Origin of the sequence: Actinocrinis sp. (assembly GCF_035938995.1) — a bacterium.
Taxonomy (GTDB): Bacteria; Actinomycetota; Actinomycetes; order Streptomycetales; family Catenulisporaceae; genus DASZGI01.
In genome coordinates this window covers 1-13360 of record NZ_DASZGI010000326.1, presented here as the reverse complement: position 1 = coordinate 13360, position 13360 = coordinate 1, and the positions used below count along the sequence as shown (strand labels likewise).

The 13360-nt window shown below is 68.2% G+C and carries 9 protein-coding genes and 1 pseudogene; 5 read left to right on the top strand and 5 right to left on the bottom strand.

The window, feature by feature from the left end; all coding sequences use genetic code 11:
* Positions 1-218: 218 nt before the first annotated feature.
* Positions 219-428, bottom strand: a pseudogene (locus VGZ32_RS23250) (response regulator transcription factor); the annotation flags it as partial.
* Between the two features lie 228 nt (positions 429-656).
* Between VGZ32_RS23250 and VGZ32_RS23245 the strand changes: the two are divergent.
* The gene (locus tag VGZ32_RS23245) at positions 657-833 is read left to right on the top strand and encodes a hypothetical protein (protein WP_326888285.1); all 177 of its coding nucleotides are present in this window, start codon (positions 657-659) and stop codon (positions 831-833) included.
* A gap of 190 nt (positions 834-1023) precedes the next feature.
* Entirely contained in the window at positions 1024-1575 is a 552-nt protein-coding gene (locus VGZ32_RS23240) for a YciI family protein (protein ID WP_349263720.1), read from the top strand.
* A 242-nt stretch (positions 1576-1817) separates the two neighbouring features.
* Here VGZ32_RS23240 and VGZ32_RS23235 read toward each other — a convergent pair whose 3' ends face one another.
* On the bottom strand, positions 1818-2432 hold the full coding sequence (locus tag VGZ32_RS23235) for a hypothetical protein (RefSeq protein ID WP_326888283.1): 615 nt from the start codon (positions 2430-2432) through the stop codon (positions 1818-1820).
* 518 nt (positions 2433-2950) lie between these two features.
* Between VGZ32_RS23235 and VGZ32_RS23230 the strand changes: the two genes are divergently transcribed.
* A complete protein-coding gene (locus VGZ32_RS23230; RefSeq protein WP_326888282.1) occupies positions 2951-4417 on the top strand; it encodes an MFS transporter in 1467 nt (488 codons plus the stop codon).
* 72 nt (positions 4418-4489) lie between these two features.
* On the opposite strand, the gene VGZ32_RS23225 is transcribed toward VGZ32_RS23230, so the two are convergent.
* The 3 genes from VGZ32_RS23225 to VGZ32_RS23215 all read right to left on the bottom strand — a co-directional run bounded on the left by VGZ32_RS23225 (position 4490) and on the right by VGZ32_RS23215 (position 10745).
* Positions 4490-7828, bottom strand: a complete 3339-nt coding sequence (locus VGZ32_RS23225) for a thiamine pyrophosphate-binding protein (protein ID WP_326888281.1) — start codon at positions 7826-7828, stop codon at positions 4490-4492.
* On the bottom strand, positions 7828-9582 hold the full coding sequence (locus tag VGZ32_RS23220; protein ID WP_326888280.1) for a ubiquinone/menaquinone biosynthesis methyltransferase: 1755 nt from the start codon (positions 9580-9582) through the stop codon (positions 7828-7830). The genes VGZ32_RS23225 and VGZ32_RS23220 overlap by 1 nt, the downstream gene beginning before the upstream one ends.
* 92 nt (positions 9583-9674) lie before the next feature.
* Positions 9675-10745, bottom strand: a complete 1071-nt coding sequence (locus tag VGZ32_RS23215; RefSeq protein WP_326888279.1) for a polyprenyl synthetase family protein — start codon at positions 10743-10745, stop codon at positions 9675-9677.
* Positions 10746-10974: 229 nt separating this feature from the next.
* Between VGZ32_RS23215 and VGZ32_RS23210 the strand changes: the two genes are divergently transcribed.
* Together VGZ32_RS23210 and VGZ32_RS23205 are read left to right on the top strand one after the other, a co-directional pair.
* Complete coding sequence (locus tag VGZ32_RS23210; RefSeq protein ID WP_326888278.1) at positions 10975-12369, top strand: cytochrome P450; 1395 nt, start codon at positions 10975-10977, stop codon at positions 12367-12369.
* 133 nt (positions 12370-12502) lie between these two features.
* A partial coding sequence (locus VGZ32_RS23205; protein WP_326888277.1) for an aminotransferase class I/II-fold pyridoxal phosphate-dependent enzyme occupies positions 12503-13360 on the top strand: 858 nt, incomplete at its 3' end.

The window sequence follows — 13360 nt, the reverse complement described above, 5'->3', positions numbered from 1 at the left end:
CCAGCGTCTCCTTCTACGCGCTTAACGTCACCCACGGCCCGTAGGCAGGCCAGCCTCCGGAGGGTCTCGCGCACTGGCGCGAGGCCCTCCGCGCCGTGCCGCGGCGCTGGCCCGCCCTGGCGACAAGACGAGTCGGCCGGGACGCCATGGATTAGGGCGTCCTCGCCAGCGCAGCCTCGTTGTTCGTTGCTCGTTCTGGCTGGTGGCTGCTCATCCGCTTACGAGTGAGCGTTATCGCTCGTCGTTCCCGGGATCGCGACCCCGGTCTCATAGGTCGGCACGACGACTTTCACCCGGTCCCATAGCCCGAGCTTGCTGAGGATCCTGGTGACGTGCGTTTTGACGGTCGTCTCACCCACGAACACCTGGTCGGCGACCTCACGATTGGACAGCCCGCGGGCGACGAGCCGGAACACTTCGAGCTCACGGCTGCAGCCTGCTCGCACCAGGCGTTGATCGTCGGCGATCAGTACCCGCAGGCTCACGTCAGCCCTCCTTGTGGTCAGAGATGGGCGGAGATCAGAAGCCCGGGAGAGTCCGAAGCGGGGGAGAGAGAGGGTGGTCGGTCCTGACATCCCCTCGTCAGCAGGACCTGAGCCTGAGAATTGGCCGGCGGCCGGATGGCGTGCCGAAGGTCCACGCGGGATGCTGGCGGTATGGCGAAGTATGTGATCAACAGCGGCTATTCGACCAGCGAGGTCAGGGAGCGAGAAATAACCGCCCACAGTTTCAAGACGGTGGGTGACTTCATCGACTTCGTAGACGCGGACGGTGAGATCATCCTGCGGGTCAAGGCGGCACACGTCGTGACGATCGAGCGAGTCGACGAGTAGGTGTCAACCTATAGAATTAGCGACAAGTAAGCACAACGCTCGACAACCGACGCCACGCGCCGGTAGCAGATCGATGAGAAAATCGTCTTCCGCCTCACTCAATCTGTACGCGCTTGTTGGATAGACCGCCGCAGAGCCATCGCGGTGAAACTCGCTCGACCTGGTCACCCCCTGAAGAGACGTTATGGGCATGGAGTTCTTCTGCTACCACCGCGACCGGTCCGGCTCCGCAGCGCTACGCGACAGGCTGCTGGAAGAACATTGGTCCTACATGGATCAGTACGCGAAGGAGATGATCGCCCGCGGCCCGACCCTCAACAGCGACGGCGATGCGGCGACCGGAAGCGTGCACATCGTCGATCTGCCGGATCCCGCCGCGGCCCGCGCGTTCGCCTTCGACGAGCCGAACTTCCAGGCCGGCGTCTACCGGGACGTCCTGCTGCGACGGTGGCGCAACACGCTGGGGCGCACCATGTGGGACTTCCCCGGCGGGCGCACCGGTGGCAACCGGTACCTGGTGCTCGGCATCGGCGCAGGGCAGGACGCCGACCTCGCGGTGCCGTCCGACCGGGACAACCTGATTGCCTACGGCCCGCTCCTGTCCGACAACGCTGCTACCTGGCTAGGTACCGCGGCACTGGTCCGAGCGTCGGATCCCGAGGCGGCACGCGCCATCCTGACCCGGGACCGGTACACCGAGATCGAGGTCCACAACTGGCAGTTCGGCGGACGCCCGACATGACCCGAACATGTCCGACCGACGTCACCGCCAAGGCTCTTCGAATCGGAGCACGGGCTAGGCGATCCACTGAGTACGTCCGCCCAATCCGCGAGAGGCTGCTGGCCAGACTCAAGGAGCCTCAACACCCGCAACAAAACAACAGCCAACCCAGACTTGACGAAGAACAGGGGGCGCCCGGGGGCCAGCCCCCACAACGTGAGCTGACCCGGGGAATCACACGAGCGCGCCCACACGATTCTGGGTCACACGAAGTCGCGCCAGAAGGGGACTGTTGCTCGCGGATTCGGGCGCGAGTCGTCGGGGCCTGGGCCCGGTGTGCCGAACTCGTGGTGTATGTAGTCGACGAGGTCGGATCCGTAGTAGATGATGTCCGTCTGCCACATCGACAGGACCGGGTGCCCGTAGCTTCCGTGGCCAGCTGGCAGGTAGCGGTGTCCGTAGACGGGCACCATGCGTGGCACAGCCGCGAGTAACACCGCTGCGGCCTCGACTGCCTCGGCCCGATCTTCCGGTCGTTCACCCCAGTCGTGGTCCCAGTAGCCGTGTTCGACGTCGAACAGCACGCCCTCGATCGGCCAGTCCAGCGCCTCGCGGAGCTTCTGCGGGTCGTCGTCGCGCCAGTCTGGCCAGGGCTTGGCGTGTGTATAGATCACGCCTTCCGTCTGCGGGAGTGGACCGTTCAGCGGCAGGCCCATCTTGAGAAAGGCGCGGTGGTCGTCGGCGAACTCGAACCCGTACTCACGCTCGATTCGGGTGAACTCCGCCTCAGTCAGGCCCGGCCCGATCTCACAACAACCTGTCCGGGCCAGGTCCCGCGCGGCTTGCTCGCCCAGCCGGACGCCATCGCTGTTGATCACCAGGAAACGGTAGCGTCAGAGACCTCGCCGCGGAACAGTTTTTCGAGTCCACCACGTTCGGTCTCAACGCTGGCGAGATCGACAGCTACAGGCGTACACCACGCCATGCTCGGTATCGCCCGCCTGCACAACCTCATGCTCGTCGCGTAACCGACCCCCGCAGAGGGCACCCGCGTGCCGGACCCGGTCGAAGAACGATTACGGGACAGGCCTTAGTTGCGCGGCAGAAAACTATAGCATCTTGACAATCAGCGATATCGCTGCGCCTGTTTTCCTATCCGGCGGCGGCACACCCGGCGACGGGATGGTGCCGCAGGCGAATACGGCCTCCTCCCGAATTGGGCGCCGCGGGCTCTGCATTTACGAGTACGAGTGCGATCATGCAACCTGACCAGCGCGGAAGCGATGAACAGCGGTCGCGGATCGCAAGCCTTCTGATAGGTTGAGTACGTATTCGAATTCGTTTACCGGTTCCGCAGGGTCGGATCCGGTGGAAGTCATAGGAGCAAGGTCAGTCAATGGCCGAAACCTCGTCTTCACCCGTCGGTCTTAGCGCGCCGAAGGCCGACGCCGCCGCGCTGCTCGCGCTCACGGTGACGTGTGGAGCGCAGTTCATGGTCGTCATCGACGACACCGTGGTCAACGTCGCGCTGCCGTCCATCCGCACCGACCTCGGCTTCGGCACTGCTGGGCTCGCCTGGGTCGTGGACGCCTACCTGCTGCTGTTCGGCGGCTTCTTGGTGCTCGGCGGCCGGTGTGCCGATGTCTTCGGCCGCCGACGGGTCTTCGTGCTCGGGCTCGCGCTGTTCAGCCTGGCCTCGTTGGCCTCGGGCCTGGCCCGGGACTCGGCGACGATCGTGGTGGCGCGCGGCGTGCAGGGCTTCGGAGCGGCGCTGCTCAGTCCGGCCGCGCTCAGCATCCTGGTGGCCTCGTTCGAGGATCAGCGGGAGCGTCGGCGCGCGCTCGGCGTCTGGGGCGGCCTGCTGGGCATCTCGGGCACCAGCGGCGTACTGCTCGGCGGCGTCATCACTGACACCATCGGCTGGCGCTGGGTGTTCTTCATCAACGTGCCGATAGGCGCGCTGCTGGGCGCGCTGGCGCTGACCAGGCTGCCCGCGATGCGTGACGGGGGTAGGCGCTCGGGGTCCCTGGACGGCCTCGGCGCCGGCCTCGTCACCGCCGCGGTGCTGCTGCTCGTCTACACCGTCATCTCGACCGACCATCGCGCATGGGGGGCGCCGTGGACGGTCGGCGGACTGGCCGCCTCGGCGTTGCTGCTCGTCCTGTTCGTGCTGCGTCAGCGCTCTGCGCCGGTTCCGGTGATCCGGCTCGGCATGCTGGCCAAGCGCGAGGTCGGCCTCGCGGACGCCATCACGATCTTCGCCGCCTCTTCGATGTTCGCGGTGTTCTTCTTCGTCACGCTTTACATGCAGACCATCCATCTATGGTCTCCGCTGCGCACGGGACTGTCCTGGGCGCCGTTCGGCGTGACGCTGGCGATATTCACCGGCATCTGCGCCCGGTTGATGCCCGTGCTCGGCGCGCGTGTCCTGGTCACGCTCGGGCTGCTAGTCGCCTCAGGCGGGCAGCTGCTGCTGTTACGCACCGAGCCCTCCGGGTCGTATGCCGCGGAACTGCTGCCCGCGCTGCTACTGTGCGCGGCCGGGTTCGGGTTGGCGATCCTGCCGCTGCTCGTCGGAGCGGTTGGAGCGGTCGACGCGGTGGAGTCGGGGGCGGCTTCAGGCGTGATCTCCATGGCTCAGCAGGTCGGTGGCGCGATCGGGCTGGCGGTGTTGGCGACGGTGGCCAGCGATCGCCTTTCCCGCCAGCTCGCGGCCGGGACCGACCCGTTGGCCGCTGGGGTGAACACGTTCCACACGGCGTTCGGTGCCGCGGCCGCGCTCACCGCCGCAGCCGCGCTCGTCGCGCTTCTGCTGCCGAACACCCGCGGCAAAGTCGACCTGGCGGCGCTTCAGGGGGTTTGACCTTGCCCGTCAAAAGATCCGGCGGCACCGCGCAGAATATCCGCGGTGCCGTCGGATTTGCGTGACAAGCGGTCAGACCAGGTTCGGCGGCGGGTCCTCGGGGCCCGCGCCATGCAACCGCCGTGTCCCCTCGCGCGCGAGTGCCAGGAAGAACGCAACGGACTGCCGGAACGTTCCGTGCGACTTTGGCGGGGAGGGCAGCTCGTGTGGGTCGCACACCACGTCGAGGAGGGTGGGCTCGCCCCGCTCGAGCGCGGATCGCAGTGCCGGTTCGAGGTCTTCGTGTCGCGTGACGCGCACGCCGTGTACGCCGCATGCCCGCGCATAGGCCGCCAGATCACCGTTGACGAGCGCGGATCCGTACTCGGGCCAGCCCATGATCTCCTGTTCGTATTTGATCGCGCCGAGCTTGCCGTTGTTGAAGACCACGATCGTGACCGGCAGCTTGGCCGACGCGGCCGACGCCAGTTCCGCCATGGTGATCGCGATGCCGCCGTCCCCGACCGCCGCGATGACCGGCTGGTCGATCACACCGGTCGCGCTGATGGCGAGCGCCGCCGGCATGGCGAACCCCATCGTGGCGAACGAACTGGTCCACACGAAGTCCTGACGGCCTGTCAGGAACCGGTAGAGCCAAAGGGTGACCAGGCCCACGTCGACGGTCACCACCGGTCGCCGTCGGGTCTCGTCGCTGAGAACGCCGAGCGTGCGTACGATCGCGGACGGTTGGATCGGTCTGCTTTCACGCGGTCGCTTCGGCGGCCGGACCCGGAAGCGGGCGAACTCGTCGCGCCGTGCGGCATGGAACTTCTCGCGCGCCGCCCTCGCCTGGCCGCCCGAAGCCTCGCCGCTGGCGGAGATCTGTGCCAGCAGCAGCTCGACGGTGTCGTGCACCGATCCGCACAGGCCGATGTCGGCGCCCGTGGACACGGCGACCGGATCGGTGTCCACGCGGATGATCGTGCAGCCGGACGGCAGGTCGAACGCCTGGCCGCGATTGGAGACCCCGAGCATCAGCAGGGTGTCGCAGCCTTCGAGTGTCCGCAACGCGGACCGGTGGCCGGACGAGCCGATCGCGCCGGCCATCAACGGGTGGTCGTCGGCGACGAGCCCTCGCCCCGGCATCGTGGTCACGATCGGCGCGGACAGCTCGTCACAGAGCAGCGCGATCTGCTCGCCCGCTTCTCGAGCACCGCGGCCGGCCAGGATCGCGCAGCGCTGTGACCGGACCAGCGCCTCGGAGGCTCGGGTGATCGAGACCGGGTCGGGCACCAGCGCGGGAGCGCTGCTGATCGCGGCCAGGGCACCCTCGGTGAGCGCAGGAAGTTCCACCGGCGTATCAAGGTCTGAAGCGTCGACCGCCAGATGCACGACATCGCGCCGCCGCACGCACAGTGCGAGCGCGTCCCGGGCGGCGACAAGGGACGCCGCACCGGGTGTGATCCGCACCGACGCCGCGGCGACCGCAGCCAGCAACCGGGCCGAGTCGACCAGGCCGCCGGCCAGGTCGGGCCGTTCGACGGTCAGGACCGCCACAGGGGCGTGGTCGTAGGTCGCGTCGAACAGTCCGTTCAGCTGAAGCACCAGGTCGTGCCCGTTTACGGCGAGGCAGAGCGTGGGCGCCTTCGTCCACTTGGCGGCAGCGGAGGCCATCATGGCGGCCGATTCCGCGGTCGTCGCCGTCGTCAGCGCGCGCTGTCCACCCGCCGTCCACCGATCGGCGATCGGGTTGGTCAGCTCGTCTGCGGCACGGAAGGCGCGGGCGATCCCAGCGCTCTCGAACAGCTCCACGAGCCTGGCGGCGAGCGAGTCCGGCTGCGGATCGGCGTCCCCGGCCGAACCGTGCGCGGGGCGAACGGTCGCGGTGTCGCGCACCGGGGCGCCGGCCCGGATACAGACGACCGCGGCGGATTGCGCGGTGACCGCTCCAAGGTCCTCGGCCGAGTCGACGCGCCGCGCCGGCAGGTCGCAGGCCTCTGCGAATGCGGCGAAGTCGATCGACGGACCGCTCCCGGACGCCGCGGCGGGCTCGACGCACACCGTCGTCACGGGCAGGCGATACCGGCGGATGGTCAGCAGTTCCGCCATCGACTCGGCGAATCCGTCCGGCTCGGTCAAAGCGACGCTGGCGCGGTCTGGGCACGCGAACGCAGCGGCTATCGCGCCCGGCACCGCGTAGCCACGCGCCGCATAGCCGAACGAGGACGTGATCTGCCGGTCGCGCAGCGGCAGATGGCGGAACGCCCCGTCGAGAAGGGCGCCCGGCTGGCAGGCGATGACGGCGTCGTGCGGGAGCGACGCGTCGATCCGTTCCCACAAGGCACGCGCCGCCGGGTCGCCGGGCTCGGTCAGGCACGCCTCGGCGCGCCGCAGCAGCGGGTTGCCCGGCGCGGGCTCGACCGTCTTGATCATCAGGTCCAGATATTCGAGTTCATGGCCGAGCAGGCGTACAGTGCCGGCCCGCGGCGGCTCGTCGATGTCGAACCAGGGCCCGATATGCACAGCAGGCCGATCGCCGATCAGGGTGCGCATCGCCGCGCTGAGGGGGCCGACCGCCACGAGCACCGCGGCAGAGAGCAGATCCCGCGCCGCATCGCGCACCGAGCCGGTCACGCGAAAGGCCGGCTGCTCACCGGGCTCCCGCAGGTACCGCATGCCTTCCGGCAGCACCAGAACCGGCGCGCCGAGTTGCATAGCTAGCGCATCGACCGCAGCGGACAGTTCGGCTCCGCAATCACCGACCAGAACGGCGGCGGGGCCGCCGGCGAGCAGCGCGGCAGCCGGCCGGATGAGGGTCTTGTCCAGAATCGGCGTGGTCACCGCAGCGTGCGGCGCGAACATGGCAGGACGGCCGCGGCGTGCTCGGGCGAGCACGTCGCCGGGCAGGCTGAGGTGCACCGGGCCGCGCCGGTGCAGGGCGCGGGCATGCACCGCGCTGATGATCGCTGCGGCATCGGCGTCGACCACGAGCCGGTTGCTCAGCACGGCGTCGTCGAACAGCCGAAGCGAATCGATCTCCTGGAACGCGTCGGTGCCCATTGCCTGAGTGTGCACCTGCCCCGCGGCGACGAGCAGCGGCGCGCGGTCGCCGCGCGCGTCGTATGCGCCTGACAGCAGATGCGTCGCTCCCGGGCCCGCAGTGCCCATGCACATGCCGATACGGCCTGTGAGTTTGGCGTACGCCGACGCGGCAAGGGAGCCGGAACCCTCATGCCGCACGCCGATCAGTTGGAGGTCCCGCCGTTTACGCAGGGCGTCCACGATCGGGTTGATCGATTCGGCCGGCATGCCGAAGACTGGAACAGGACGCAGTGCGTCCGCTCCGGCGGCTTGCGCATAGACGTCGACGAGCAGGTCGCATACCCGCGCGGCGCCGCGCAGCTCCGCCGCCAGGCTTGCGTTGGCTTGCATCAGAGTTCTCCGGGTTCCATAGATCGGTCCACAGGGTTCGGAGGCTTATAGGCGACGTGCAGCATGGCGATCCCACCAGTCAGGCGCTGCCAGCGGTATCGCTCGAAGCTGTGGCCGCGCAGCAGATGCTCCACAGCGTCCCGGCCGCGGTAGCGGACGATCTCCTCGCGCAGGTGCCGATACCCTTCGCCACCACGCAACCGGCCCGCGGAGTGGAGCGTTCGCAGGACACCGCGGTAGACGGACCGCAGTGGCTCCCGGTCGGGCATGGACAGTTCGAGTAACACGAGCTGGCCGCCCGGTCGCAACACGCGGTACAACTCCGCAGCGCACGCGTGCCTGTCGGGCATGTCGTCAATGGCGAATGCGATGGTGGCCGCGTCGACGCAGGCATCCGCGAGCGGGAGATGCAGCGCGTCGCCGCGTGTCAGCGTGATCGGGACCTGTGGGTCGCGCCGGACGCGATGCGCCGCCACGTGGAGCATAGACGCGTTCAGGTCGCAGCCGACGACGCGTGCACCCTTCGGCAGCAGCCGCGCGATCTCGGCGGCGAGCGCGCCGGTGCCGGTGGCCACGTCGAGCACGGCACCGCCGGGCGGCACTTCGAGCTGTTTCGCCGCCGCGCGTCGCCAGCGTCGGTCGCTGCCGAGACTGAGCAGACTGTTCAGCACGTCGTAGCGGGGCGCGACCCGGTCGAAGAGGCCTTGCGGTGTCCGAGGGCGTTCGGCGGTCGTGTCGACGCCCCCCAGGGCGGTCGCGCCTGGGGGGCTGGTCGCGGCGTCGGAGTCGCGACGGGAGTCGATCATCAACAGATCGCTGGCGACCAGGACGAGACCGCTGACCACGATGACGCCGACGCTGCGCCAACTTGGCGCCTGCAGCAAGAGCACTGATGCCAGAAATCCGCTGGAGACCACCATGTCGGTGCGCAGGATGGCATTCGCCTCGCCGGCGTCCTCCGCGCGCACCAGCCGGACACACTGTGCCAGCGCGACTGCGCACCACGGCAGGCACAGCAGCATGCGCAGCGGCGACCAGCCGCCCGCCACCAACACGACGAGGGAAAGATAGGCGACCATGGTGGCCGCCGCGGAGAATCGCGCCGCGCCGCGCCGCGTGGGGAATACCGTCGCCGACGTACGCAATCCGGCAGCGCGGTCGCCCTCGTAGTCCGGCACGTTCTTGAAGGTGCCCTTCGCCAGGAACCAGACCGTCAGGTAGACGAGCATCGCCACGAAAGCGTGGTCGTGGCTGAACGGCTGCGCCGCGGTGTCGCTGAGCCAGCCGGAGATGAACGGGAACACCACTGCCTGGGCGAAGACGTAGAGTCCGAGCACCGGCCGCGCCTTCATGCGCAGCGGCCGGAACGAGTACTGATGAAGGCCGATCACCGCGAATGCCATGTAGACGAAGAACATCCCGCTGAAAACCAGCGAGGAGAGCAGCATGAACGCATTGACCGCCGTCAGGACCCAGCGCATCCGCGGGGCGCCGAGCTGAGCGTAGAGCCACACCCGTCCCGGCAGATTGCGGCAATCCTCTTCAAGGTCCGTATAGGTATTGTGCAGATTCGCGGAGAATCCGATGAGGAAAGCGAGTGTGGCGCCGAGGATGAGCTTTGGTGTGAATCCTGCGCCGGTGTAGTAGTAGCCGAGGAAATAGGCGATCAGGCCCGGGATGCAGGTTCGCGGACGGCCGAGCATGACAACTATGCGCAGTTGTTGGACCCAGCCGGGCCTGATCTGCGCCGGCATTCCCCGTCGCACCACGGTCGCCTGCTGCGTGCTGGTCATGGCGAGGAACTGCTCGAACGTGAGGGTCGTGTCAATGTCCTGTACTACCGGCGTCATCTGCGCCGCTCCAGCACGCCCATGGCGAGGGCGCGCAACATCGCCACCGCCGCTTCGTCCAGTTCACCTGCGCACGACTCGACGGCCAGGCAGGCGCTTTCGGTGTGCTGCTCGGCGAGCCGGCTGGCCAGGCCGATGCCAGTGCCGCTGCGCACGAGCCGCAGCGCGTCGTCGAGCTCGACCTCGGTGGGGACCCGCCCGAGGTAGTCGGCGAGGCGCGGCGTCTGGCGGATCGCGTGGATGACAGGGAGCGCGTAAACACCCTGCACGATGTCGCGGCCGGCGGGCTTGCCGAGCTGCTCGGTGCTCGTGGTCAGGTCGAGCACGTCGTCCACGATCTGGAACGCCATGCCGAGGTGGTGGCCGAAGGTTTCCAGCGCGTCGACGGCCGGCCGGCTCAGCCCGGTCTCGATCGCCCCGAGTCGGCACGATGCGGCGATCAGGCGGGCGGTCTTGCCCGCGATCGAGTGCAGGTAGGCCTGCTCGTCGCGGTCCACAGAGTACTGCGACGCGGATTCCCGCGCCTGACCGTCGCAGAGGGTGCGCAGCGTGGCGGTGATCAGTTTGGCCTGCTCGGCGCCCAGGTCAGCGGCCATGTCGACGGATTCGCTGAGGAGCACATCGCCGACTAGGACCGCGGTGAGGTTGCCCCAGCGCTCGTTGATGCTGGGGGCGCCGTGCCGCAAGTCGGACTCGTCCATCACGTCGTCGTGCACCAGGCTGCCCAGGTGCAGCAGCTCCACTGCGGCGGCGGCTCTGATCAAACGCTCACCGACCGGGCCGGCGCCGGCGTAGCCGCAAGCGAGCACCAGCAGGGGCCGCAGCCGTTTGCCCGGCATCGCCACCGCGCGCATCGCGTCGGCGAACATTGCGGACGCACCGTTGAACGCGCCGCGCAAGGTGTGTTCCACGCACTCGAGATCACGGCGGAGAGTCTCGGCGCCGACGAACCCGGCGACCACTCGGTGCGCCGCGGTCCAGTGGGGCTCAGGCGCGGCCGGCGCGAACGAAGCCGCGCCGGCGGCCACTAAGAGACCCAGTGATATTTCCTCACTGTCTGTGGACATGCACAAATTCTCCAGCCTTATTTGGAACCGGTGATGTGCCGATCAGCCCCCGTTCGGCTGAATTTCCCGGATACTAGCTAGTCAGGGTTCCGAGATGCAAGTGATTGCATACGGCGATGCAAGTCATTGCAGACGACGTCGAGACCTGATACCGTCGGCGCCGCGTCGGGGCTTTTCGATCCCCTATTTCGCATCGGTTTCGTGAGAATTCTTCACGACACGCGGGATCATGAAATCCCTGAACCCATTAAAATCGGCGCTCATCGAAGTCACGGGGTACGCCTTGCCGTCATCAGCAGGACACGCGGGAAGCCCCCGCCTTCCGACCGGACGCATCGGCGGCCACCTGCTGCCGTTCCGCCGGGACCCGCTGGCCTTTCTGGACGCGGCGCGGCACCACGGCGGGGCTGTGCCGATGCGCCTCGGACCACGCAACGCACTGCTGCTCACGGATCCCGCGCTCGCCGCGCAGGTGCTCACCGCCGACTACGGACACTTCCACAAGGGGCAGGGCCTGCAATCCGCCCGCACGCTGCTGGGCGACGGCCTCCTGCTGAGCGAGGGCGACACACACCGGTGCCAGCGCAAACTCGTGCAGCCCGCGTTCCAGCCGCGACGTATCGAGCAGTACGGGCCGATCGTCACCGACAGCGCGCAGCGCCTCATGGCGGACTGGAAACCCGGGGACTCGCTGGATCTCAGCCAGCAGATGACCGCCCTCACGCTCATCGTGGTCGCCAGGTCGCTGTTCGCCTCCGTCATCGACGATCAGGTCGCGCAACTTTCCGCGGCGATGGACGTGATGATGGCGAGTTTCGGCCGGCACCTGTCGCCGCTCGCCCCGCTGTTGTTCCGGCTGCCGTTGCCGGCCACCCGCCGCTACAACGAGGCGGCGCAGACACTCGACCGCAACATCAGGGATCTGATCGACCGCCGCGCCGGCGACGCCAATCCGTCGGGCGATCTGCTCGGTGACCTCATCGCGGCGCATGAGGGCGCGGCGACGATGAGCCCGACGCAGCTGCGCGACGAGGTCATGACGCTCTTGGTGGCCGGGCACGAAACCACCGCCAACGCGCTGGCCTGGACGCTGTACCAGGTCACCGCGCATCCGCACGTCGACGCCAGGCTGGCCGAGGAGATACGCGCCACCGTAGGCGACGGCCTGCCGACGGCGCAGGATCTCGGCCGGATGCCGTACCTGCGCCAGGTGATCGAGGAATCGCTGCGACTCATTCCGCCGGTCTGGCTCATCAGCCGCAGGAGCTTGCAAGAGCAGCAGATCGGCGAGCATTCGGCGCCACGTGACACGCTGGTTCTCATCTCCCAGTACGTCATGCACCGCGACGAGCGCTGGTTTCCCGATCCGACCGTGTTCGACCCGGATCGCTGGGCGCTTGCCGCGCACATTGACCGGCCGAGATTCGCTTACATCCCGTTCGGCGCCGGGCACAGGGTGTGCGTAGGGGCGTCCTTCGCCAACATCGAACTTGGCTTGGTGCTGGCGAGCCTGCTCGCACGATGGCGCTTCCGCCTCCAACCCGGATTCACGCCAAGGATCCAGCCGCTGATCACGCTCAGGCCCGCACACGGGATACCGGTCACCGTGGAAGCCCGCGTCTGACCCCGGTCACAGCGGCAGCGGCGCCTCAGCCATGCGTCCGCGCCTTCGACCCACGAGGATTCCGGAGGGTCCCCCTATGCCTACTCACACGCGGACGCAGTCCGACACGCCATCTCGGATCGCGTCGGGCGCGATGACCGAGGTCATTTCGCTGGCGAGCAACGAGTCGCCGTTCGGACCCCTCCCGTCGGTCGCGCAGGCCATCGCCCGCGCCGCGGCCCGGGCAAATCGGTACCCTGACCCGGGCTGCGCCGAGTTGATCGCCCGACTGGCAAGCCGGTACGCCGTGGATGCGGCGCAGATCGTACTCGGCGCAGGCTCGGCGGCGCTGTGCCTCCAACTCGTCCAGACCGCCTGCCCGGGCGGAGACGGCGCGGTGGCGTTCAACTGGCGGTCCTTCGAGGCCTATCCGCTCTTCGCGGACATCGCGCGGGCCGGGCAACAACGCGCTCCCTTGGGTGAGAACCATGCACCCGATCTCGGCGCGCTGGCCGACGCCATCACCCCGAACACACGCCTGGTATTCGTCTGCACGCCGAACAACCCGACCGGTGTCGCCGTACGGGACGCCGATCTCAACGCATTTCTCAACGCGACGCCACCTGGAGTCCTGGTCGTGCTGGACGAGGCGTACCGCGAATTCGTGGACGATGACGCACCCGACGGGGTCGAGACAGCCAAGCGTTGGTGGAATCGCGGACGCGGCAACGTCGCCGTGCTGCGCACGTTCTCCAAGGCGTACGGCTTGGCCGGGCTGCGCGTCGGATACCTGATCGCGTCGGCACCCGTCGCCGACGCAGTTCGCGGGGCCGCCGCACCGTTCAGCGTCAACGCACTAGCTCAGGCGGCCGCCCTCGCGTCCCTCACGCCGGACGCGGACGAGGAATTGGCCGAGCGGCGCCGAGCCATCGTGCACGAGCGGCACCGGGTCCGCGACGCGCTGATCGCGGCGCACTTCGAGCTTCCCCCGAGCCAGGCCAACTTCGTCTGG

Excerpts from the sequence above, each read along its gene's own strand:
- VGZ32_RS23245 (WP_326888285.1), top strand. The coding sequence starts at position 657 with ATGGCGAAGTATGTGATCAACAGCGGCTATTCGACCAGCGAGGTCAGG.
- VGZ32_RS23240 (WP_349263720.1), top strand. The coding sequence starts at position 1,024 with ATGGAGTTCTTCTGCTACCACCGCGACCGGTCCGGCTCCGCAGCGCTA.
- VGZ32_RS23230 (WP_326888282.1), top strand. The coding sequence starts at position 2,951 with ATGGCCGAAACCTCGTCTTCACCCGTCGGTCTTAGCGCGCCGAAGGCC.
- VGZ32_RS23225 (WP_326888281.1), bottom strand. The coding sequence starts at position 7,828 with ATGCAAGCCAACGCAAGCCTGGCGGCGGAGCTGCGCGGCGCCGCGCGG.
- VGZ32_RS23220 (WP_326888280.1), bottom strand. The coding sequence starts at position 9,582 with ATGCCGGCGCAGATCAGGCCCGGCTGGGTCCAACAACTGCGCATAGTT.
- VGZ32_RS23215 (WP_326888279.1), bottom strand. The coding sequence starts at position 10,745 with ATGTCCACAGACAGTGAGGAAATATCACTGGGTCTCTTAGTGGCCGCC.
- VGZ32_RS23210 (WP_326888278.1), top strand. The coding sequence starts at position 10,975 with ATGAAATCCCTGAACCCATTAAAATCGGCGCTCATCGAAGTCACGGGG.